We start from the raw sequence: 23,836 nt of genomic DNA, 5'->3' as shown, positions 1-23,836 counted from the left end.
GGCGACTGCTGTTACGCGACCAAGTGGGCGCAGATTATCGAGGGGGCCGACCGACCCATGGACGTCTTCGGTGTCCATCACGACCTCATCGCCGAGTACGAGGCGTTCACCAGCTCCCTCGTCGCCGTGCGGGACCCGGATATCGAGCGTCACCTCGCCGGCGAGCGCGAGCGCAAGACCCGCTGGCCTGACCCCAAGCTCGCGCTGAATCCCACCTTCCGCAGCGGCGGAACGGTCGCCTCACTGTGCGACGACGGTCTGCTGCACCCGATGTGTCGGGAGTACTTCCGGCACAAGAAGCATCCGAACGACCCCGGCAGCCGCACCCTCTCCCTCCACCGGCACCAGCGCGAGGCCATCGCCGTGGCCGACCGCGGAGACTCGTACGTGCTGACCACGGGGACCGGCTCGGGCAAGAGCCTGACCTACATCGTGCCGATCGTCGACAAGGTGCTGCGGCACCCGAATCCCGACGGGATCTCGGCGATCGTCGTCTATCCCATGAACGCGCTGGCCAACAGCCAGCTTCACGAGCTGGAGAAGTACCTCACGTGGGGCGTCCCCGAGGACCGCCGCAAGGTGACCTTCGCGCGATACACCGGCCAGGAGGACTCCGAGCAGAAACTCCAGGTCCTCCGAAACAAGCCGGACATCCTGCTCACCAACTACGTGATGCTGGAGTACCTCCTCACCCGCCCCGACGAACGGCGGGAGCTGATCGGCGCCGCTCGCGGCCTGCGCTTCCTCGCCCTCGACGAGCTGCACACCTACCGGGGCCGCCAGGGAGCCGACGTCGCCCTTCTCGTCCGCCGGCTGAGGGACGCCTGCGAGGCACCCGCCCTCCAGTGCATCGGCACCTCGGCCACGATGGCGACCGGCGTTACCTTCGCCGAGGCCCGGAAGGACATCGCCGACGTCGCCACCCGCCTGTTCGGCACGAAGATCGAACCGAAGCGCGTCATCGGCGAGACCCTGGAGCGTTCGACCGACCCGGGCCCCGACGCCGTACCCGGAGTCCACCCCCGCGAACCCCTCGCCGACGCCGTCCGCCGCGCCGCCGCCACACCCCACGCGCTTCCGTCCGGCTACGAGGCGCTGAGCCGGGACCCCCTCGCGGTCTGGGTCGAGGACACCGTGGGGCTGGCCGTCGAGGAGCCCAGCGGTCGGCTCGTCCGCCGCCCACCGCTGACGATCCCGCAGGCGTCCGCGCTGCTCGCCGACGCGAGCGGAGAGCCCGCCGACGTATGTCACCGGGCCATCGAAACCGTACTGCGTGTCGGTGCGAAGGCCGTGCACCCAGAGCTGGAAAAGCCCCTGTTCGCCTTCCGACTGCACCAATTCCTGTCCAAGGGCGACACCGTCTACGTCAGTTTCGAGCCACCCGGCCGCCGCCACCTCACCAGCCAGTACCAGACCCGGGTCCCCGACCACCGCGAGAAGCCGCTCGTCCCCCTGCACTTCTGCCGCGACTGCGGCAAGGAGTACCTGGTGGTCACCCGCCCCGCCGAGCACGAGGGCGCGGTGTTCGAGGCCCGGGAGGACCCGGACGCCCCGGCTGCCGACGGCGACGGTTTCCTCTACGTCAGCGACGACCGGCCCTGGCCCGACGCGCAGGACGAGGACGCCGTGTTCCGGCGCCTCCCGGCGAGCTGGGTCGAGACGGACGACGACGGCCGGTCGACGGTCCTGAAGGCCCGGTCCGGAGACCTTCCCGAGGAGGTGTGGGTCGGTCCGGACGGCCGGGCCACCGAGCCCGGCACGGGCCTGCGCGCCTGGTGGATCGCCGCTCCGTTCCGCTTCTGCCTGCACTGCCGCACCTCGTACGAGCAGCTGCGGCTCAAGGACCTCGCCAAGCTGGGCACCTTCTCCGCGGAAGGCCGCAGCTCCGCCGTCTCCCTGATCAGTTCCCGCGTCGTGCGCTCCCTGCGTGACCAGCCGGACCTGACGAAGAGGGCGCGCAAACTGCTCACCTTCGTCGACAATCGGCAGGACGCCAGCCTCCAGGCCGGCCACTTCAACGACTTCGCCCTGGTCAGCCAAGTACGTGGTGCCCTGTACCGGGCCCTGGAAACGGCGGGGGAGCAGGGTCTGACCCACGACCGGCTGCCCCAAGCGGTGTTCGACACCCTCGCCCTCCCGCTGGAGACGTACGCCAAGGCGCCGACCGCCAAGTTCCACCAGCGCGACCTCGCCCACTCGGCCCTGCGCGAGATCCTCGCCTACCGCGTCTACGCCGACCTGGAGCGCGGCTGGCGCGTCACAATGCCCAATCTCTCCCAGACCGGCCTGCTGCGTTTCGACTACACGTCCCTCACCGAGATCGCTGGCGACACCGAGAGCTGGGAGGGCTGCCACCCCCTTCTCACCGGTGACACGCCCGCCCACCGCGAGCAGCTGGCCCGTGATCTCCTCGACGAACTCCGGCGCTCCCTCGCGGTGGAGGTGGACTGCCTCACCCAGGAGGGCTTCGACCGGCTCGGCAGCATCAGCCAGGCGCATCTCGTGGCTCCCTGGGCCCTCTCCCCGCGCGAGCCACGCGTCCGTGCCCGCCTGGCCTACGCGGGCCCCGGCCGTACCGGTGCGGCGGCCGACACCGTGCATCTCAGCGGCCTCGGCGGCTACGGCCGCTACCTGCGCCGCGTCGGCCAGTTCGCCGCCGTCCCCGGCCAGGCGGGCAGGCGCATCCCGGTCGCCGACGCCGACGCGGTCATCCGCGACCTGATGCGGGTGCTGCGCGAGTGCGGACTGCTCGCCGTCGTCCAGGAGGAGCGTGACGGCTCCTACGGCCATCAACTGCGCGCCTCCGCCCTGCGCTGGTTCCCCGGCGAGGGCACGAGGCCCGAACCGGACCCGGTGCGCAAGGTGACCGACGTGGAGGCCGATGTCCGTGTCAACCCGTACTTCCGCGACCTCTACCGCGCCGGGACCGCCGGACTCACCGGCATAAGGGCGCACGAGCACACCGCGCAGGTAGACGCGACGACCCGCCGTGTCCGTGAGGACGCGTTCCGCGAAGGGGACCTGGAGATCCTCTACTGCTCGCCGACGATGGAGCTGGGCGTGGACATCGCCGAGCTGAACGCGGTCGGGATGCGCAACGTCCCCCCGACCCCGGCCAACTACGCCCAGCGCTCCGGACGCGCCGGCCGCGGTGGCCAGCCCGCCCTCGTCACCACCTACTGCTCGACCGGCTCCCCCCACGACCAGTACTACTTCCGCCGTCCGGGTCTCATGGTGTCCGGCAGCGTCACCCCGCCCCGGCTCGACCTGGCCAACGAGGAGCTGATCCGCTCCCACGTCCACGCGGTCTGGCTCGCCGAGACGGGCGTCCACCTCGGCAGTCGCCTCACCGACGTGCTCGACGCGGAGAACGCGGGGACCGGGGACGCCGAAGGCCGCTGGCCGCTGGACCTGCTGCCACGGGTACGCGCCGACCTGGACAGCGAGACCGCCCGGCTGCGCGCCATCGGCAGGGCCACCGAGGTCCTCGCCCCCCTCCACGACGAACTCTCGGGCTCCTCCTGGTGGCACGAGGGCTGGGTCGAGCGCACCGTCCGCCAGGCGCTCGGCAGCCTCGACGAGGCGTGCGAGCGCTGGCGCCGCCTCTACCGCACTGCGCGGAGCGAGGTGGAACAGCAGCACCGCCGGGCCAACGACCTCTCCCTCAGCCGCAGGGACCGCGACCTGGCCGCGGGGCGGCGGGCCGAGGCCGAGAACCAGCTGAAGCTGCTGCGCAACGAGGCCGACAGCGGGTCGTACACGGACTTCTACACCTACCGCTACTTCGCCTCCGAAGGCTTCCTGCCCGGCTACTCCTTCCCCCGCCTCCCCCTGGCCGCCTACGTGCCCGGCGAGCGGTCGGCCGGGATGTACGGGCAGCGCAACGGCGCCTACATCCAGCGCCCCCGCTTCATCGCGATCGGCGAGTTCGGCCCCGGCGCGCTGATCTACCACGAGGGCAACCGCTACACCATCGACCGCGTGACCGTTCCGATGGGCGACCGTCCCGGACAGGTGGCGACCAGCGACATAAGGCTCTGCGAGGCCTGCGGCTACTGGCACGACCGCGTCGACGGGGCTGACCGCTGCGAGAACTGCGCCGTCCCGCTCCACCGCACCCTGCCGAAACTGATGCAGCTCACGCAGGTGCACGCCGAGCCCCGCCGCCGCATCTCCTCCGACGAGGAGGAGCGCCTCAAGCGGGGGTTCGACCTGCGGACCGTGTACCGGTACGCGCCTGGTGGCGTGCACCGGGCACAGGTGCGCGGCGCGGACGGGGCGCCTCTCGCGGAGGTCTCCTACGGCGACTCGGCGAGCGTCCGCGTCCTCAACCTCGGCTACCGCAAGCGCGACGCCCAGGACCGCTCGGGGCAGGGCTTCTGGCTGGACCCCGTCAGCGGCAGGTGGCTCTCGGAGGGCAAGGCGGCTCGTCTCGCCCAGGAGGAGTCCGCGGAGGAGGAGTCGCTGGCGTCCTTCGACCGCGCGCAGCGCACCCTCCAGGTCATCCCCTACGCGCAGGACACCAAGAACATCGCCGTGGTGCGGCTGGCCGAGCCGGTCGACGACCTCACCGCCGTCTCCCTGCGCTACGCGCTGGAGCGCGGCATCGAGGCGCACTTCCAGCTGGAGGACTCCGAGCTGGAGAGCGAGGACCTGCCCGACGCCGAGCGGCACGGCCGGACCCTCTTCGTCGAGAGTGCCGAAGGCGGAGCTGGCGTGCTGCGCCGCCTGTACGACGACGAGAACGCCCTCGCCCTGGTGGCGAAGGAAGCCCTCCGGATCATCCACTACGACGAGGACGGCAAAGACCTCGACCGGGCCGACGGCGCTGCCGAGCGCTGTGAACTCGGCTGCTACGACTGCCTGCTGTCGTACTCCAACCAGGGCTTCCACCGCCGCATCGACCGGCACCGCGCCGCGCCGTGGCTGGTGGCACTGGCCCACTCCGTCACCAGGGACGAGTCACGCCCGGAGCGTCCGCGGCCTTCGACGGCACCCGCCCCGCGCCCGGAGCCGGCACCGGACACCCCCGTCGAGGCGTTCGTGCGCCTCCTCGCCGACGGCGGTCACCGGCTCCCCGACGCGACGGCCACCGACGTCGCGGACGCGGTCTTCCACCTCCCCGGCGCCGAGGTCGCCGTGTTCCTGGAGTACGACGGCGCACGCCGGCTCGGCGAGCAGGACGAGTACCGCATGATGGACGACGGCTGGCTGGTGATCAGGGCCGGAGCCGAACCCGATTGGAAGGACACCGTGCGCGCATACCCGGACGTCTTCGGCGTCGGCCGCGACCACAGGGGAGGCGACCGATGAGCGCCAGGTCCGACCGGGCGCCCGGCACCCTCGTACGCGCCCGGGACCGCGACTGGGTCGTCCTCCCGGGCAGCACCGAGGACCTGGTCCTCGCCCAGCCTTTGGACGGCGACCGGGAGTTCGTCGCCGCCCTCTTCCCGGACGAGGTCCGCGAACCGGGCTTCGGCCGCCCGCAGGCCCTGCCCGGCGAGGCCGGCGACTTCGCGTCCGCCTCCCTCCTGCGCACCGCCCTGCGCATCGCCTCCACGGCGGGCGCCGGCCCCTTCCGTTCCCTGAACGCGGTCGCCGTCGAACCCCGCCGCTACCAGCTGGTGCCGCTGATGATGGCGCTGCGTATGGACCCCGTACGCCTCCTGATCGGCGACGACGTCGGCATCGGAAAGACGGTCGAGTCCGCGCTGATCGCCAAGGAACTCATGGAGCAGGGCTCCGCCCGCAACATGACCGTCCTCTGCTCGCCCTCGCTCGCCGAACAGTGGCAGCGCGAACTGCGCGACAAGTTCGGCATGGAACCCGAGCTGGTCCTGCCCTCCACGGCCGCACGGCTGCAGAAGGCGATCGACGACCCCCACCGGTCGATCTTCGACCACTACCCGGTCACGGTCGTCTCCACCGACTTCATCAAGCAGGACGAGCGCCGTGACGCCTTCCGCCGCCACTGCCCCGACGTGCTGATCGTCGACGAGGCGCACACCTGCGTGGGCACCGGCGGCAACGAGCAGCAGAAACGGTACGAACTGCTGTCCGCGCTCGCCGACCGCACCGAGCGCGACCGCCACCTCATCCTCGTCACGGCCACCCCGCACAGCGGCGACCCGCAGGCGTTCGCGAAGCTCACCGGTCTGCTCGATCCGTCCCTGCGCACCCTGGACACCACCCGGTCCGCCGACCGTGACAAGCTGGCCCGCCACTTCGTGCAGCGACGCCGCCACGACATCAAGCGGTACCTCGACCAGGACACGCCCTTCCCCGAGGACCGGGACACCCAGGACGCCCTCTACCGGCTCGACGCCGACTACGCGCGCTTCGTCGCCGACATCCTCGCCCACACCCGCCAGCAGGTGCGCGGCCCCGGCGGCGAGCACCACCAGCGCATGTCCTGGTGGACGGCGCTCACCCTGCTGCGCTGCGTCCTGTCCTCGCCGGCCGCGGCCGCCGCGACCCTGCGCGCCCGCTCCCTGATCGCCGCCACCCGCACCCTGGCCGAGGCCGACAGACTGGGCCGGGCCGCCGCCTTCGAACTCGCCGACGACGAGACCGCCGAGGGCATGGACGTGGTGCCCGGCTCCCTCCCGCCCCTCCCGGACGAAGACGCCGCCACCCCGGAGACACCCCGTGAGGGACGCAAGGACGAGGCCGAGGCCCTCGCCGACTTCGCCCGCCGGGCGGACGCCCTCGCCGGCCCCGCGACGGACGCCAAGCTGCGCACCCTCGTCGACCGGGTCAAGCGGCAGCTGGTCGACGGCTACGACCCGATCGTCTTCTGCCACTACATCCCGACTGCCGAGTACGTGGCCCGGCACCTCAAGGAGGAACTGGGCCGCAGCGCCAGCGTGGAGGCGGTCACCGGCACCCTGCACCCCGACGCCCGGCAGGCCCGCGTCGACGAGCTGACCGCCCGGCGCGGCCGGCACGTCCTGGTCGCCACCGACTGCCTCTCCGAGGGCGTCAACCTCCAGGAGCACTTCGGCGCCGTCATCCACTACGACCTGTCCTGGAACCCCACCCGTCACCTCCAGCGAGCAGGCCGCGTCGACCGGTTCGGCCAGCCCCGCCGCCGCGTCCGCGAGATCACCGTCTACGACACCGACACAGGTATCGACGGACTCGTCCTGAAGGTCCTCATCCAGAAGCACAAGGACATCGCCGACCAGACCGGTGTGGCCGTGCTCGTCCCCGACCAGGGCCGGGGCGTTCTGGAGGCCCTCGCCAGCGCCCTGCTGCTGCGGGGTGAGCAGCCCGAGGGCCAGCTCACCCTCGACTTCGAGGACGACCCCGACTTCGGCCGGGCCCGCGAGGCCCTCCACAAGGAGTGGGAGTCGGCCGCCGAGCGCGAGTCGAAGGTCCTCACCAAGTTCGCCCACATCGGTCTGCGCCCCGAGGAGGTGGAGGCCGAACTGGACGCGCTGCGCCAGGCGCTGGGCGACCCCGGCGACATCGCCACCTTCACCCGTGAGTCCCTGGCCCAGCTGGGCGCCCAGCCGATCGGCGACGCCCGCGACCGGGGCTTCAAGGCCCCCGTGGACCCGCTGCCCACCGGCCTCAAACACGCCCTCGGCTTCTACGAGGACGCCGACCAGACCGCCGCGCCCGGTGGAGCGGCCAAGGCGAAGACCAAGGGCCGCGCCAAGGCGGCCGCCCGCGACCTCGTCTTCCGCGAGGACTTCCCCGTCGCACGCGGCGAGCACGCACTGTCCCGCACCGACCCCGCGGTGCGCGCCCTCGCCCGCTATCTCCTCGACGCGGCCGTCGACACCGGCCTGCCTCCCGAGGAACGCCCGGCCCGCCGCCTCGGCGTGATCCGCACCCGTGCCGTCGACCGCCGCACGGTCCTGCTGCTCGCCCGCTACCGCTTCCGCCTCACCCTGCCCGGCCGCACGGCGAGCGACGAACCGCGCGTCCTGGTCGCCGACGACGCCCAGGTCCTCGCCTGGCGCACCGGCGACGACGGCGGTCGCGTCTGGCTGTCCGACGAGGAGACCGCCGCCCTGCTCACCGCCACTCCCGATCTCAACACCCTGCCCGCCCTCCGCGACCAGCAGGCCGCCCGCGCCGCCGCGGAGCTCGACGACGACGAGGTCAATGATCACCTGAAGGCCCGCGGACAGCTCCTGGCGGACCGGCTCCGCGAGGCCCACCAGCGGGTCCGCGAGGCCGCCGGCCAGCGCGGCCGTGAACGCGGCGCCGCCGCCGTCCGCCGCATCGACGTCCAGCCGTCCGGCGACCCGGACCTGCTCGGCGTGTACGTGTACCTCAGCGCCCCGGCCGCCCAGCGGCCCGCCTCCGGAGGAGACCGGTGACCACCCTCGCCCCCGACCGCCTCCCCGCTTCCGCCGCCGTACGCGTCGAGGGCGGCCTGCTCTCCGCGGACCTCCTCACCAAGATCCGCGCCGGCGACCCCGAACTGCCCGGCAGCGCCCCCGCCGACTACGGGCTCGGCCGCGGCGTACGCATCGAGGACGCCGCGAGCCGCAAGTGGAACGCGCTGCGCGCCGCCTACACCTCGCTCCAGGAGGAGCTGAGGGAACTCGACGGCAAGGCCGACCCCACCAAGGCGACCCGCGTCTGGCTCCTCACCCTCCTGGAGGAACTCGGCTACGGCCGCCTCGCCCCCCGGCGCGGCGGCATCCAGCTGCCCGGACGCGACCCGTACCAGGTCAGCCACCAGTGGATGGACCACCTCCCCGTCCACCTCCTCGGCTGGACCACGCCCCTCGACCGCTGGTCGGCGGGCAGCGCCCGCGTCCCCCAGTCGATGATGCAGGAGCTGCTCAACGCCTCCCCGGAGTATCTGTGGGGCATCCTCTCCAACGGCAGGGTGCTGCGCCTGCTGCGCGACTCCACGGCCCTCGTCGGCTCCGCCTACGTCGAGTTCGACCTCGAAGCGATCTTCGGCGGCGGGGACTTCTCCGACTTCCTGCTGATGTACGCGCTGCTGCACGCCTCCCGCCTGGAACTGGTGCCCAAGCCCGAGAAGAAGCGCCGGGGTGCGGCGGCAGCGGTGGCGGAAGACGAGGAGGAGGGCGACGAGGAGGAGGGCGACGGCCTCGCCGTCCCCGACGAGCTTCCGCTGACCCCCGCGGACTGCCGCCTGGAGTGGTGGCGCGACTTCGCCGTCGAGACCGGCATCCGCTCCCGCAACCTCCTGCGCGACCAGGTCGCCAAGGCGCTGAACGTCCTCGGCACGGGCTTCCTCCAGAACAACCCCCACCTGGCCGAGGCGATCACGGCCGGAGGCCGCCGCGCCCTCGACGACTTTCACCACGAACTGCTCCGCCTCGCCTACCAGCTCATCTTCCTCTTCGTCGCCGAGGACCGCGACGCACTGCTCACCTACCCCGGCCGCAGGGCCACCAAGGCGGAGATCAAGGCGAACCAGGCGGCCCGCGAGCGCTACAACCTGTACTTCTCCACCGCCCGCCTGCGCCGGATCGCCTCCCGCAGGAAGGGCGACCACCACACCGACCTGTGGCAGGGCCTCGTCCGCGTCCTCAACGCCCTCGGCACCATCGGCGGGGAACCCGCGCTGGCGCTGCCCGAACTCGGCGGCCTCTACTACCTCCCCGAGCCCGACGAGATCGACCAGGAGGCCCAGTCCACCCGCCTCCCGGGCAGCCCGGAACCGCTGAGGGCCGCGAAGCTCCCCAACGAGCGCCTGCTGGAGGCCGTGCGCCTGCTCTCCCGCATCAAGGACAAGGCCCGCACCACCCGCGTCGACTACCGGCACCTGGGCGCCGAGGAACTGGGCAGCGTCTACGAGTCCCTGCTGGAGCTCGTCCCCGCCCGCGAGCCGGAGAACGAGCTGTTCGAGCTCAAGGACCTCGTCGCGGGCAACAAGCGCAAGCTGACGGGCTCCTACTACACCCCGTCCTCCCTCATCGAGAAGCTCCTCGACACCGCCCTCGACCCGGTCATAGAGCGGTACGCCGCCTCCGGCGTCCCGGACCACATCCTGAAGATCAACTTCGTCGACCCGTCCTGTGGCTCCGGCCACTTCCTCGTCGCGGGGGCCCGGCGCATCGCCCTGCGGTACGCGCGGATGCAGCACGGCGAGAGCCAGCCGGCCCCCGAGCTGGTCCGCGAGGCGATGGCCAAGGTCGTACGGCACTGCGTCCACGGCGTCGACATCAACCCGCTCGCCGCCGAACTGGCCAAGGTCTCGCTGTGGCTGGAGTCGCTGACCCCCGGTGAGCCCCTCGCCTACCTCGACGACCGGATCAAGACGGGCAACGCCCTGCTGGGGGCGACCCCGGCCGTCCTGGAGAAGGGCATCCCGGACGGCGCCTTCGAGAAGCTGGAGGGCGACGAACAGCGGGTCGTCACCGAGCTGCGTCAGCAGAACGACCGGGAGCGCAAGGGCGCGGAGCACCTCCCGTTCGCCGAGCGGGTCGTGCGGACGAGTACGGCGACGGTGCGGCTGGAGGCGGAGAAGGTCGCGAGGATCGGCGACCACAGCCTCGCCGAGGTACGTCAGCACGCCCGCGCTCACAAGGAGTTCGAGAAGCGGCCCGAACTGCGGCACCTGAAGCGGGTCGCGGACGTGTGGTGCGCGTCCTTCCTATGGCCCAAGCACAAGGGCGCCCCCGCGCCCGTCACGACGAACGTGCTGCGGGCCGTGGAGAAGGACGTGGACGACGGGCCGCTGGAGGACGAGGGCGCGGAGGCGATGCTGCGGGACATCGTCCGCCGCAACCAGTTCTTCCACTGGCACCTGGAGTTCCCGCGCGTCTTCCGGGTGGAGGAGTCCGAGGCCGACGACGTCAACCCGGAGACCGGCTGGCAGGGCGGCTTCGACGCGGTGCTGGGCAACCCGCCGTGGGAGCGGGTCAAGATCCAGAAGAAGGAGTGGTTCGCGGCGCGGGACGAGAAGATCGCCGCGGCGGCCACGGCCAACATCCGCGACCGCATGATCGAGGCGCTGGCGAACAGCGTGGACGAGGAGGGCCGCCCGAACGAGGGCGACCGCCGGCTGTACGTGGAGTACCAGTTCGACCAGCGGGAGTCCAAGGGCCAGGTCACCATGTACCGGAAGTCGGGGCTGTTCCCGAAGACCGGCTTCGGTGACGTGAACACGTATGCCGTCTTCGCGGAGAAGGCGCGGCAGCTGATCGGCCCGGAGGGGATGGCGGGGCTGGTCCTGCCGACGGGGATCGCCACGGACAAGACGACGGCGGCGTTCTTCTCGGATCTGGTGGAGACGCGGCAGATGGTGGCTGTGCTGGATATGGAGAACGAGGAGAAGCTGTTCCCGGCGGTCCACAACCAGTACCGGTTCAGTCTGTTCACGATGGCGGGCCGCGATCTCAGCAAGCATTACTCAGTCGTGCGACTTGCCTTCCGGGCACGGCGGCCGGATCAGCTGGATGCGCGGGAGTTCACGCTGGACGAGGAGGGGTTCAAGCGGATCAATCCGAATACGCGGACGGCTCCTGTGTGTGAGAGTCGTCATCATCTTCGGGTGCTGCGGGATCTCCATGATGGCGCGCGCGAGGTGCTCTGGACCCAAGCGCGGGATGGCCAGCGCGAACGCAATACGTGGCAACTGAAGCTACTGCGTATGTTTCATATGGCGGATGATTCTGGACGTTTTGAATCTGCGGAATACCTTGCACAGCAAGGGTGGGTTCAAGAAGCGAATGTCTTCAGTAAGGAGGAGCGGAGATTTCTGCCCCTCTACGAAGCGAAGTTCGTCCACCACTTCGATGCTCGCTTCAGCACGTACGAAAACGCCACGCAGGCTCAGATCAACAAGGGAACGCTCCCGAGGTTGGATGATGAGGCGCATCGCTCTCCTTCAACTCTCCCCCTGCCACGCCACTGGGTCGAAGAGGGGGAAGTAGAAGAGAAGCTTGCCGAGGACCGAAGCAGGGCCCGCCCCGCGTGGATCCATGGCTGGCTGATGGGCTGGAGAGATGTCGCGCCGGGAGCCAACCAGCGCACGATGATTCCCGCTGTACTGCCGAGAACGGCAGTTGGGCACACTATGCCCTTCATGTTGCCCCAGTCGGTGGCGCTTCCGGTTGATGGCCTGCTGGCAAACCTCTCATCCTTCGCCCTGGACTTTGCTGCTCGCCAGAAACTGCAGGGATCACACCTGACTTACACGTATCTGGAGCAGCTACCCGTCCTTGCACCTACCGTTTATGCTCTCTCAGCCCCTTGGACCCAAGAAGCTTCCCTCGCAGACTGGATTCGCCCCCGAGTCCTGGAACTCACCTACACCTCCTATGAGATGGCACCCTGGGCGAAGTACCTCGGCGACGACGGTGCGCCTTTCGTCTGGGATGAGAGGCGTCGTTTCCTTATGCGGGCAGAGTTGGATGCCGCGTACTTCCACCTATACGGAATCGCGCGAGCAGACGTGGATCTGGTCTTGGACAGCTTCCGGGCGTTCAAGAACAAGCAGCCCGCCGTCTTCCAGGACACGAAGGACGAGATCGTCCGCGTCTATGAGGCGATGGCCGAGGGCCGGCCCTTCACCCACCCCTCGCTCACCCCGCCCCCCGCTCAGAGCCCGCGCCACCCCCCGGGCACCAGCCCGCTGACCCGCGTCATTCCGGCTGGAGGTCCACCGAAGCGTCCGACCGCGCAGGCAACCAAGAAGAAGCGTCGGGGTAAGTCCGCCCCCGACCAACTGGGCGGAGGGCTGTTCGGCCTGGACGAGGTGGAGGGCGGCGACATACAGCTCGACATGCTCAACCTGTTCGGTGAGGACGAGCAGAAGTAGAAGACGCGGGCGCAGACCAGCGGGCGGGTACGGGAACCTTTCCCATACCCGCCCGCTGGCGTCACGTACTACGCGACCTTAGTCGTCCAGAGAGGCGTCGGCCGCGAGTGCTGCGAACGCCGCCCAGGCCTTCGGCGTGACGACGAGAGGACGGATGCTCTTGTCCTTGGAGTCGCGGATGTGGACGGCCTCGGGGCGAACGGCGACCTCGACGCAGTTGTCACCCTCGCCCCCGCTGTAGCTGCTCTTGAACCAGCGCAGCTGATCAGTGGTGCTCATAGTGCTCCTCGCATCTGTTCCAACAGGCTCACGGTAGCCCGGCAGTCCAGGGCCTGGGCACGCAGTTTGCCATAGCGCTGGAGGAGGACACTCAGGTCGTTCGGAGCAGTGAGTAAATTGCTTGATCGCTGCCCCTCGGTGTAGCCGATCCACTGGTGAGTTGGTGTCTCGGCAAGGTACATCTGCCCCTCGACGCCACAGTGCTCCTCTTGCCGAAGCGACATGACTTGGATCTCCACGTTGTGCCGTTGCCCAACGTGCAGAAGGTGGTCGATGACTTCGTGGGCGACGGTGGTTCCCCCAACGCACCGCTCCAGAATGCCTTGCTCGATGACGAAGCTAAAGGCGGTGTTCGGCCGCGATGTCAGGAGCTCCTGCCTCTCCAGCCTCGCGCATACCTGCCGCTCGATCTGCTCCTGCGAGAGCGGCGGAAGATTGCGCTCAAACACCGCCCGTGCGTACCCCTCGGGCTGCAACAACCCAGGAACCGCCCGGCACTCATACGCATACAAGGAGATTGCCTCCTCCTCGATCCCCGCCCACTGCCGGAACCACGACGCCAGCCCCGCCCTCCGCGTCAAGCTCTTCGCCGCCGCCGTGAGGACCTTGACCGCTACCGGCCCCAACACCTCCTCCGCCCGCCCCGGCAGGTCCGCCGGCGGGAACCGCTTCCCCTGCTCGATCTTGGCGACGTACGCGGCCGAGTACCGCACCCGCGACGCGAACTCTTCCTGCGTCAGGCCGGATTCCTCGCGCAGGGCCTTGAGGACCGCGCCGAAGGTTTTCAGACTGTCGGAGAGTTCCGCCTCCGTGCCGTTCGCGCCGCCGTGGTCCGCCCTCATCGCCGCGTGCCTCCCGTGTCCCCGCCTGAAATCCTGGCGAATCTTCCGCAGAGCCCGATGCAGCCCGCTTTCACGTCGCTCAACCCCGCCCGGCCCGCCCAGGGTCTCGGGGAGTGACCCACCCAGTCCAGAGTGTGCACCGATACAGCCGCGCCTGTATGGGTGTCGTCCCTGTTGGGGGCCGGGAGCGACCCGGAACGCTGACCGCATGCCAGCACCACGGGCCCAAGAGGCCGCAACCGTAAGTGTGTTCGCCCAGCGCTTCTCCGCCACCCGCCGCGGCGCACGCCTCGCCCGCAGGCTCGCCACCCACCGGCTCGACCTGTGGCACCTGCCCTACGGCAGCCCGGCGTCCGACACCGTCACCCTCGTCGTGGCCGAACTCGCCTCCAACGCGGCGCTCCACGGCCACGTCCCGGGACGCGACTTCGAGCTGCGGCTCACGTACGACCGGACCGCGGGCCTCGTCCGCGTCGAGGTGTCCGACACCCACACGGGGCAGCCGGAGATTCCCGAATCGGCGGGCCGGCCGCCCGCGGACACCGACGGCGGGAGAGGCCTGCTCCTGGTGGAAGCCGTCGCCGACCGCTGGGGCGTGAACGGAAGGACGGGGCCGGGCAAGACCGTGTGGGCCGAGTGCGCGGTCCACGTCCCGGGCGACCCGCGTCCGGTTCGGCTGTAGTTGACGATCATCTTCCGCAACGCACCGCTACGCGTGCTGAGTTGTGACTTCGGTCAATGTCAGTAGGGCCGGGTAGGGTTGTCGGCCTGCCCGAGTTGACGGTCAGCTCTGCGACGGGTGAAAGCTTGTGGAGGCGTACGTGGTCGGACGCGAGATTGCTGCGGCGGACCATCCGAGCAAGGAGGTCAGGGCGGTCCTCAAGCGGCTCGTCGCCGATGGGTGGACGCTCGCGTCGGAGGCTCACTGGGGCACGCTGTACTGCCCGTGCTCCGACAGTCACTGCACGGTGATCCGCGTGGGCGGCACTCCGAAGAACCCCGGTCAGGAGGCCCGTCGAATAGCCCGCAGGGCGAAGTTGTGCCCCCTGCCTCCGGACGACCCGCGTGCAGCCCTCCGCGGCGGCGTTGGCAATTGACAACACTGTCGGGCTCCGCGAAGCTTGGGACCGTGACGGATCCATGTCCGTGATGGATCCCCTTTCAGTGAGAGGCCGCGGATACCGGAACCAGGAAGAGCGAGTCGGCATACGCATGGGGGACTGGGGCGTCATGGAGTATGAGTTTCACTTCGTCGTGGACGGGATCGACGTGGACGACGACAAGGCCGTCGAGATCGTCCACGACACCTTCGACGGGGTCCTGACCCGTCACCGAGGCAGGCACTTCCTTGACGTCTCCGAGAGCGGGGTCAACGCGATCGACGCGGCCCACCGCATCGTCGTACGGCTGCGCAAATCCCTGCCCACCCTGAGGCTGCTGCGTACCGACCCCGACCTCGTCGGCGTCTCCGACATCGCCGAGCGTGTCGACCGTTCCCGGCAGAACGTCCAGCAGTGGGTGAGCGGCGAGCGGCGGCAGGACAAGCTGCCCTTCCCGGACCCCGAGGGGATCACCGGACGCTCGCCGGTGTGGCGCTGGGGAGACGTCAACGCCTGGCTCGCCCAGTTCGGCGAAGGTGACGACGTCCACCCACCCACCCGCGAAGAGGCCCTGACCATCGACTTCCTGCTGCCCAAGTGGCAGCGCACCCTGGACGACGGCCTTCCCCTGGTGCACTTCGCCGCCGCCGAGACCGGGGACGGCCGGGACGAGGAGCGGGAGACCGTCCAGCGGCTGCTGGAGGGCACGCTGGCGCTACCCGGTGTCCTGGAGCGCGTCGCGGCGATTCCCGTGCCCAGGACGGAGCAGCAGCGACTCACCGTCGTGTGCGCGGTCCTCACCGACCGGCTGAGCAGCGTGGTCTCCCGCATCGGTCACGACGAGGTCTGGGCGGTCCTTGCCTTCCAGGGCGCGGAGAGCGAGCTGCGTCTCCAGCCCGTCGGCACGGCACAGGCCCCGGGCGCGGTCCCGGTCTCCCGCCTCGGTCTCGGGCGTGACGCCACGGTCGGTGACCTCCTGCTCGTCCAGACGAACGGCCCCGACGACAGCCCGGTCACCCCGATCACCCCGGTCGGCCTGGACTGAGCCCGGCCGCGGCCGTCACCCCCTGCACCCCGCGAAGAAGGGACGCCGTGCCCAGCATCACGACAGTCGTCGCCCGATCCCTGCACAGCGCTGCCGTCATCCTGCGGGAGGAAGCCCTCCAGGACGGCCTGGTCTACGGAGAGCTGTGGGGCCGGGTGCTGGCGAGGAATCCCGGTCTGGAGGCGGACTGGGCACAGGCGCTGCATGAGTCCCCCAGGGAGAACAACACGCCCTTCAAGGACTACGTGAACCGCTCGGCGAGCAATCTCGTCAGGGCCGGATGGCTGTACCGGGGCGGACGCTGCTGGCAGCTCACCGGGATCGGCGCCGACGCGCTCGATCGCACCCCTGACGCCGTCGACTTCTACCTGGAGGCGTGCCGGCGTTACCGGCAGTGGGAGCGACAGCAGCACCTCGTCTCCGTCGCGGTGACCGCGCTGGAACAGCTACCCGACGAGGGACACTGGGTCGAGCTCGACGAGGTGGCCGAGGTGTTCGGGCCCGAACCCGGGGTCCTCGGGCAGGTACTGCGCGGCATGCGTCCGCGAGGCTGGTATCTGGCACTCGGCGAAGACGGGCAGGCGGGAGCGGGGTTGCCGCTGCTGCCCCACGAGCGCGATCAGTGGCGCTCCTTCCTCGACGAGGAAGGCGTCTTGGATGTCGGCCGCAGCAGCCTGGACACTGTCCGTGCCTTACCCCACCGGCGACTGCCCGTCTGGGAGGCGCTGGCAGCCGCCAAGCAGTCACTCGAAGAGACGGCGGCCGACGAGGAGACTCCGCGCCAGCTCTGGATCATCCGGGGCGTGGACGGCACCACCGGCGTGCCCCTCGTCCGGGGACCATGGCGCGACGAATCGAAGGTCACCCTCGACACGGGCTTCCTACCCCCGACCGCGGCGGCCCGGGACCTGGACAGTGTCCGCAGGGCCGTGGAAACCGCCCTCCCCGCCACCGCACCGGCCCGTCGAGAAGCCGTCGCCCGGGAACTCGACGCCTTCCTCAACCGCATGCGCAAGGGCGACATTGTGCTGTCCACCGACGGCTTCGAGACGTATGTGGGAGTGGTTGACGGCCCGGCCGCCCACAGCGCGGAACGGCTGGAGCGCCCCGTCGACTGGCGCAACCTGAACAAGCCCCTGGACTTCCTCAAGGACCTGCCCTCCGGACTGTCCAGTGTGGTCCAGGACGCGGACTCCCAGGTCCTGGAGGCCACCGAGTACGCCGAGACCGTTCTCGCCCTGATCGGCGACATGCCGCGCACCGCTCCGCTGCCCACGGGCCCGGCCGTCCTGCCCGACGCCACCGCCGAGCTGGCCGAGGCGCTCCACATGCCCGACACGACGTGGCTCCAGGACTGCGTCGAACTCCTCCGCGCCACCCCGCAGCTGATTTTCCACGGGCCGCCCGGCACCGGGAAGACGTACACGGCGCTCGCCCTCGCCCGCCACCTGGCCGGCGCCTCCAGTGCCACGAACGTACGCCTCGTCCAGTTCCACCCCGCCTACTCCTACGAGGACTTCTTCGAGGGCATCCGCCCGCGCCTGGGCGCCGGCCAGGACGGCGACACGGGCGGCGGGCTCGCCTACGACCTCGTCCGGGGCCCGCTGCGCAAGCTCGCCGACGAGGCGGAGCGGCGCCCGGCCGAGGTGTTCGTCTTGGTCGTCGACGAGATAAACCGAGGCCACCTCGCGAAGATCTTCGGCGAGCTGTATTTCCTCCTGGAGTACCGCAACGAGCGCGTCCACCTGCTGTACGGCTCCGACGACGGCCGGGGTTTCCGCCTCCCGCCCAACCTCTACATCCTCGGCACCATGAACACCGTCGACCGCTCGGTGGCGTACATGGACGCGGCCATGCGCCGCCGCTTCTCCTTCATGGAACTGCACCCCGACACCCCGCCGGTCGCCGGACTGCTGGACTCCTGGCTGCGCAGGCGGGCGGAGGAACGGGACGAGGACCCGGACGCGTACGACGACTCCCATGCCCGCCTCCTCGACGAGATCAACCGCCTCCTCGCCGACGGCAGCCCCGGGGACCGCTCCTTTCGCGTCGGCCCCTCGTACTTCATGCAGGACCTCGCGCACACGGGTGACGGCGCCCTCGAACGGCTGTGGAAGACCCAGATCATCCCGCTCCTCACCGAGCACCATTGGGGCGACGGCACCGACGTGGAGTTCACCTACGGGCTGGACACGCTGCGGGAGCGGCTCGGCATCTTGCCGCCCTCAAGTGGGACCTCCGGCTCCGAGGACTCGTGAGCCCCCGCCCCACCGGGCCGCGGGACTGCCGTGACACCGCCGCGCGCATCCGGCTCGCGGAGGGCGGTGGCTGGACCACCTGGGACCTCACCCCCGCCCAGGTCGCGACGCTCGCCACCCACGACGCCCTCGTCCACCTGCACCCCGAGACCGCCACGCGCTGGCGCGTGAAGGCCAGAGACCGTGTGGGTTCCGTCCGCCTCGGCAGGGGCGACGGCGCCCTTCAGCTGACGATCACCCCCAAGGTCCCGGTCGACCGCCTCCTCCACCTCGTCTCCTACGCCCCCGAACGCGTCGACTTCGATCCGCGCCCGGTTACCGCCGACGCCCGCCCGGACCTCCTCCCCGCCCTCGCGCACGCCTTCGTCTCCGCCGCCGAACGCGCCCTGCTGCACGGCGTCCTCCACGACTACCGGGAGACGTACGACACGCTGCCCGTCGTCCGGGGCCGCATCCGCCACGCCGACCAGCTCCGCCGCAGACCGGGCGTCCCCGCACCCCTGGAGGTCGTCTACGACGACCACACCCCCGACATACCGGAGAACCGTCTCCTCCTGGCTGCCGCCCGCCGTCTGCTGCGCGTGCCCGGCCTCGACCCGGCGCCGCGCTCCGCCCTCCAGCGTCTCACCGCCCGGCTCGACGGAGTCAGGCTCCTGCCCGCCGGCACCCCGGCGCCCCACTGGACCCCCGACCGGCGCAACGCCCGCTACGCCCACGCCCTCGTCCTCGCCGAACTCGTCCTGCGCGGCGCCTCCTACGAACTCGGCGATGGCCGTGAGATCGCCGTCGACGGGATGCTCGTGACCATGTGGCGCCTCTTCGAGGCTTATCTGGCCCGTGCCGTCGGCGAGGCCCTGCGTCTGCGCATCGGGGGCAGACCCGAGGCGCAGGACCGGAACTTCTCCCTGGACATCGCGGGCCGACATGTCCTCAAGCCCGACTTGGTGCACTACCTGCCGTCGCCGCGCGACGGGGCGATGCGCCAGGCCGTCGTCCTCGACGCCAAGTTCAAGACCAAGCCCCAGCGGGACGACCTCTACCAGATGACCGCCTACTGCGTACGCCTCGGCCTCACCGAGGGGCATCTCGTCTACGCCTCAGGCAAGGCCGGAGTCGTGGAGGTGCCGGTGGGGGAGGGGCGGCTGAGAATCTGGCGACACATCGTCGACCTCTCACGTCCTTGGCGGAAACTGGCCGCGGACATCGCAGAGCTTGCCGAGTCGGTCGACACCGCGCGCAGTAGCGGCTCAGGCACTCCGCATACGGACTGACGCGAGACTGGACTGTAGGAACCCGACAGGAGGCTGCGGACGCCACTGTGGGTGCCCGATTCCCCGTGGACGGGTGCGGACCGATAGGTTTTCGAGGAAGCCGCCTGTCATCGCCGCCCGTCCCACGGGTGTGCGGGCGGAGAACAGACCGCAATGGAAAGGGTGATCCGTTGAGCCGCTCGGTTCTCGTCACCGGAGGCAACCGGGGCATCGGCCTCGCCATCGCCCGCGCTTTCGCCGACGCCGGCGACAAGGTCGCGATCACGTACCGCTCGGGTGAGCCGCCCGCCGGCTTCCTCGCCGTCAAGTGCGACATCACCGACAGCGAGCAGGTGGAGCAGGCCTACAAGGAGATCGAGGAAGCGCACGGTCCCGTCGAGGTCCTGGTCGCCAACGCCGGCGTCACCAAGGACCAGCTCCTGATGCGCATGTCCGAGGAGGACTTCACCTCCGTCGTCGACACCAACCTCACCGGCACCTTCCGCGTCGTCAAGCGCGCCAACCGCGGCATGCTGCGGGCCAAGAAGGGCCGCGTCGTGCTCATCTCGTCGGTGGTCGGGCTGCTCGGCTCCGCGGGGCAGGCGAACTACGCGGCGTCCAAGGCCGCGCTGGTCGGCTTCGCGCGCTCCCTCGCCCGTGAGCTGGGCTCGCGCAACATCACCTTCAACGTCGTCGCGCCCGGCTTCGTCGACACCGACATGACCAAGGTGCTCACCGACGAGCAGCGGGCCGGCATCGTGTCGCAGGTGCCGCTCGGCCGGTACGCGCAGCCCGAGGAGATCGCCGCGACCGTGCGGTTCCTCGCCTCGGACGACGCCTCGTACATCACTGGAGCCGTCATCCCCGTTGACGGCGGACTGGGAATGGGTCACTGAACACCATGAGCGGAATCCTCGAGGGCAAGCGCGTCCTGATCACCGGTGTGCTGATGGAGTCCTCCATCGCCTTCCACGCCGCCAAGCTGGCCCAGGAGCAGGGCGCCGAGATCATCCTGACCGCGTTCCCGCGGCCCACGCTGACCGAGCGCATCGCCAGGAAGCTGCCGAAGCCCACCAAGGTCATCGAACTCGACGTCACCAACGACGAGCACCTGAACCGTCTGGCCGACATCGTCGGCGAGGAGCTGGGCGGCCTCGACGGCGTCGTGCACTCCATCGGCTTCGCGCCGCAGGACGCGCTCGGCGGCAACTTCCTCAACACACCGTTCGAGTCCGTCGCCACGGCCATGCACGTCTCGGCGTACTCCCTGAAGTCGCTGACCATGGCCTGCCTGCCGCTGATGCAGAACGGCGGCTCCGTCGTCGGCCTCACCTTCGACGCGCAGTACGCCTGGCCGCAGTACGACTGGATGGGCCCGGCCAAGGCCGCCCTGGAGGCCACCAGCCGCTACATGGCGCGTGACCTGGGCAAGCAGAACATCCGCTGCAACCTGGTCTCCGCGGGCCCCATCGGCTCCATGGCCGCCAAGTCCATCCCGGGCTTCGGCGAGCTGGCCTCCGTGTGGGACAGCCGCGCACCGCTGGAGTGGGACCTGAAGGACCCCGAGCCGGCCGGCCGCGGCATCGTCGCGCTGCTGAGCGACTGGTTCCCGAAGACCACGGGCGAGATCATCCACGTCGACGGCGGTCTGCACGCCATCGGCGCCTGACCCGACGCCCCGCCGGGGCCCGCGTCCCACCGGGCGCGGGCCCTTCGCATGTCACCCGTTCGGCTCAGCCGGCCGGGCGGCCGCCGGGCACGCGGCGCACGCTGAAGCACGAGTCACCACGCGCTTTCCCTCCCCAGCACGGCCGAGGAGGTAGTCCGGTGCGCCTGCTCCACCGACTGGCCCCGGGGGTCCTCGCCCTCGTCGGCGTGATCTTCCTGCCGCACGAAGCCGCGTCCCACGGGCGCCCGCCCGCCGGGGACACCGAGCCGGCGCGGCCGTTCGGCGCGGAGTGCCTGGTCCGCGTCGACGGCTCCACCGTGACCGCCCACTGCCACAACCCGTACCCGGATCCCGACAGCGTGCGCCTGCACGTCGAGTGCGTCCGGTGGTGGGACCTCGACAGCGACGGCCCGCCCGCCGAGGCCGGGCCCGCGCAGACCGTGCGCCTGGACGGACGGTGCTGGAAGGAGGTGGGCGCGGCCTGGGTCAGTCACCAGCGGGTGGATTGAGGCCGGCGTCGGGCGCGCCGGTGCGTCCGGGACGGCACAGGAACGGATAGCCCGCCGCCTCCTGGCCGGCCGTCGCCGCGTCTCCCGCGCGGATCGCGTCGACCAGCCGCGTGTGGTCCATGTGCGTCTCGGGGGTCAGCTCGCTGCCCACGTCCTCGCGCAGCCAGTCCAGCATCACCTCGCCCAGATCCGCGTACATCGCGGTCATCACGTCGTTGTGCGAGGCCGCCACGACGGCCAGGTGGAAGGTCGCGTCCGCCGTCACGAACGTCTCCGTGTCGCCCGACTCCCACGCCTCCTCCCGGCGCACCAGCAGTGCGTCGAGCTGCTTGAGGTCCTTCTCCGTGCGCCGGCCGGCCGCGAGCCGCGCGGCGGCCGACTCCAGCGTGGAGCGCAGCTCGGCGATGTGCCGGGGGTCGGCGTCGGCGAAGCGGCGCTGCATCACGCCCGCCAGCTCGCTGGTCGCCACGACATACGTGCCGGATCCCTGGCGGATGTCCAGCAGCCCGTTGTGCGCCAGGGCGCGGACCGCCTCACGGACCGTGTTCCGCGCCACGCCGAGCTGCTCGACCAGCTCCGGCTCGGTCGGGATACGGGAGCCGACCGGCCACTCGCCCGAGGCGATCTGCTGCCGCAACGCCGTGATGACCTGCTCGGACAGTGCCGAACGACGGGGATGGCTCAGGGGCATGGCTCACCTTCGCACACGGAGCCCACGGCGGACACCGCGGGTGGACAACCAATCATCCCATGATTCTATGATGGCTCCCATGGCTAGTGAGGAAACCCGGACGCTGAACACCACCACCGTCGGCGGGGCACGCGACGCCCGGGGGCCCGGGGCACCTGGAGGGCCCGGCACGCGTGCGTGGACGCCGTGGACGACACGCCTGCTCGTCCTCGGCATCGTCCTGGCCGCGCTCAACCTCCGCCCGGCCATCACCAGCCTCGGCGCGCTCCTGGAGGAGGTCCGCGACGGGCTCGGCATGAGCGGCAGCGTGGCCGGACTGCTCACCTCCGTCCCGCCGCTGTGCTTCGCCGTCTTCGGTGTCACCGCCCCCCGCCTCGCCCGCCGCTTCGGACCCGGCGCGGTGGTGTGCGCGGGCATGGCCGCCATCGCCGCCGGCCTGGTCGTACGCCCCTTCGCCGGCAACACGGCCGGCTTCCTGGCCGCCAGTGCCCTCGCGCTCATGGGCATCGCGGTCAGCAACGTCCTGATGCCGGTCATCGTCAAGCGCTACTTCCCCGACCGGGTCGGCAGCATGACCGGCCTGTACTCGATGGCCCTCGCCTTCGGCACCTCGACCGCCGCCGCCGCGACCGTGCCGCTCACCAACGCGCTGGGCGGCGACTGGCAGCCCGGCCTCGCCGTGTGGGCCGTGGTGGCGGCGGCGGCCGTCCTGCCGTGGCTCCCGTTCGTACGGGACCGCAAGGCCCCCTCCGCCCAGGAGACCCCCGCCGAGCCGGCCGCCGCCGAGGCGTCCTCGGCCGAGGCGGACGCGCCGGCCGGGCAGCCCGCCCTGCGGATCACCCGCAGCCGTACGGCCTGGGCGCTCGCCGTCTTCTTCGGCCTCCAGGCCACCGCCGCCTACATCACAATGGGCTGGGCCGCGCAGATCTTCCGGGACGCGGGCGTCTCCGCCGGCACCGCCGGACTGCTGCTCGCCGTCATCATGGTCATGGGCGTGCCGCTGGCCTTCGTCATCCCGCGCGTGGCCACGCGTCTGCCCCAGCAGGGCCCGATCGTGCTGGTCCTCGGCGTGTGCGGGCTCGTCGGATACGCCGGGCTGTACCTCGCCCCGGCCGCCGGCGCCTGGGCCTGGGCGCTGCTGCTCGGCATCTCCAACTGCGCCTTCCCGCTCGCCCTGACCATGGTCGGCATGCGGGCCAGGACGGGCGCGGGCGTCGCCCAGCTCTCGGCCTTCGCGCAGAGCACCGGCTACCTGATCTCCATTCCGGGCCCGCTCCTGGTCGGCGTCCTCTACCAGCACAGCGGCGGCTGGGGCCTGCCGATCGCGCTGATGGCCGCCCTGATGGTGCCGCAGATGGTCGTGGGCGTGCTGGCGGGACGCAACCGCACCGTCGAGGAAGAGGCGGCCCGCTGACCCCGGCGCGTGGGCGGGA

General features: G+C 70.7%; 14 protein-coding genes. 11 read left to right on the top strand and 3 right to left on the bottom strand.

What is annotated here, in order from left to right:
- Window positions 1-57 precede the first annotated feature (57 nt).
- From ACH499_RS00165 to ACH499_RS00155, 3 genes are read left to right on the top strand one after another with little or no spacing between them, the layout of a single operon-like run.
- The gene (locus ACH499_RS00165; RefSeq protein ID WP_399012914.1) at window positions 58-5,313 is read left to right on the top strand and encodes a DEAD/DEAH box helicase; all 5,256 of its coding nucleotides are present in this window, start codon (window positions 58-60) and stop codon (window positions 5,311-5,313) included.
- The gene (locus ACH499_RS00160) at window positions 5,310-8,333 is read left to right on the top strand and encodes a helicase-related protein (RefSeq protein WP_399012913.1); all 3,024 of its coding nucleotides are present in this window, start codon (window positions 5,310-5,312) and stop codon (window positions 8,331-8,333) included. The genes ACH499_RS00165 and ACH499_RS00160 overlap by 4 nt, the downstream gene beginning before the upstream one ends.
- Complete coding sequence (locus ACH499_RS00155; RefSeq protein ID WP_399012912.1) at window positions 8,330-12,760, top strand: Eco57I restriction-modification methylase domain-containing protein; 4,431 nt, start codon at window positions 8,330-8,332, stop codon at window positions 12,758-12,760. Before ACH499_RS00160 ends, ACH499_RS00155 begins: the two co-directional genes overlap by 4 nt.
- A gap of 78 nt (window positions 12,761-12,838) precedes the next feature.
- Here ACH499_RS00155 and ACH499_RS00150 read toward each other — a convergent pair whose 3' ends face one another.
- Both ACH499_RS00150 and ACH499_RS00145 read right to left on the bottom strand, forming a co-directional pair.
- Complete coding sequence (locus ACH499_RS00150) at window positions 12,839-13,039, bottom strand: DUF397 domain-containing protein (RefSeq protein WP_399012910.1); 201 nt, start codon at window positions 13,037-13,039, stop codon at window positions 12,839-12,841.
- A complete protein-coding gene (locus ACH499_RS00145; RefSeq protein ID WP_399012909.1) occupies window positions 13,036-13,881 on the bottom strand; it encodes a helix-turn-helix domain-containing protein in 846 nt (281 codons plus the stop codon). The genes ACH499_RS00150 and ACH499_RS00145 overlap by 4 nt, the downstream gene beginning before the upstream one ends.
- A 208-nt stretch (window positions 13,882-14,089) precedes the next feature.
- Here ACH499_RS00145 and ACH499_RS00140 point away from each other — a divergent pair, with 208 nt between their 5' ends.
- The 7 genes from ACH499_RS00140 to ACH499_RS00110 all read left to right on the top strand — a co-directional run bounded on the left by ACH499_RS00140 (window position 14,090) and on the right by ACH499_RS00110 (window position 21,712).
- A complete protein-coding gene (locus ACH499_RS00140) occupies window positions 14,090-14,563 on the top strand; it encodes an ATP-binding protein (RefSeq protein WP_399012908.1) in 474 nt (157 codons plus the stop codon).
- Between the two features lie 548 nt (window positions 14,564-15,111).
- Window positions 15,112-16,026 carry a helix-turn-helix transcriptional regulator gene (locus ACH499_RS00135; RefSeq protein WP_399012907.1) on the top strand — a complete coding sequence of 305 codons (915 nt, stop codon included), beginning with the start codon at window positions 15,112-15,114 and terminating at the stop codon, window positions 16,024-16,026.
- A gap of 47 nt (window positions 16,027-16,073) precedes the next feature.
- The gene (locus ACH499_RS00130; RefSeq protein WP_399012905.1) at window positions 16,074-18,284 is read left to right on the top strand and encodes an McrB family protein; all 2,211 of its coding nucleotides are present in this window, start codon (window positions 16,074-16,076) and stop codon (window positions 18,282-18,284) included.
- The gene (locus ACH499_RS00125; protein WP_399012904.1) at window positions 18,281-19,555 is read left to right on the top strand and encodes an McrC family protein; all 1,275 of its coding nucleotides are present in this window, start codon (window positions 18,281-18,283) and stop codon (window positions 19,553-19,555) included. The genes ACH499_RS00130 and ACH499_RS00125 overlap by 4 nt, the downstream gene beginning before the upstream one ends.
- 170 nt (window positions 19,556-19,725) lie before the next feature.
- Window positions 19,726-20,430: a 3-oxoacyl-[acyl-carrier-protein] reductase gene (gene fabG / locus ACH499_RS00120; protein ID WP_077798579.1), complete on the top strand. Its 705-nt coding sequence runs from the start codon at window positions 19,726-19,728 to the stop codon at window positions 20,428-20,430.
- 5 nt (window positions 20,431-20,435) lie between these two features.
- Window positions 20,436-21,203, top strand: a complete 768-nt coding sequence (fabI, locus tag ACH499_RS00115; RefSeq protein ID WP_356203891.1) for an enoyl-ACP reductase FabI — start codon at window positions 20,436-20,438, stop codon at window positions 21,201-21,203.
- 158 nt (window positions 21,204-21,361) lie between these two features.
- The gene (locus tag ACH499_RS00110) at window positions 21,362-21,712 is read left to right on the top strand and encodes a hypothetical protein (RefSeq protein ID WP_356203893.1); all 351 of its coding nucleotides are present in this window, start codon (window positions 21,362-21,364) and stop codon (window positions 21,710-21,712) included.
- Here ACH499_RS00110 and ACH499_RS00105 read toward each other — a convergent pair.
- Complete coding sequence (locus tag ACH499_RS00105; protein ID WP_356203894.1) at window positions 21,690-22,403, bottom strand: FadR/GntR family transcriptional regulator; 714 nt, start codon at window positions 22,401-22,403, stop codon at window positions 21,690-21,692. The genes ACH499_RS00110 and ACH499_RS00105 overlap by 23 nt on opposite strands.
- Before the next feature lie 67 nt (window positions 22,404-22,470).
- Between ACH499_RS00105 and ACH499_RS00100 the strand changes: the two genes are divergently transcribed.
- Window positions 22,471-23,817: a CynX/NimT family MFS transporter gene (locus ACH499_RS00100; protein ID WP_356203895.1), complete on the top strand. Its 1,347-nt coding sequence runs from the start codon at window positions 22,471-22,473 to the stop codon at window positions 23,815-23,817.
- The last annotated feature ends 19 nt before the right edge of the window (window positions 23,818-23,836 follow it).

It is taken from the genome of Streptomyces sp. NPDC018947 (assembly GCF_044390505.1).
GTDB lineage: Bacteria > Actinomycetota > Actinomycetes > Streptomycetales > Streptomycetaceae > Streptomyces.
The sequence above is the reverse complement of the archived record's forward strand: the minus strand, read 5'-3'. Positions and strand labels throughout refer to the sequence as shown.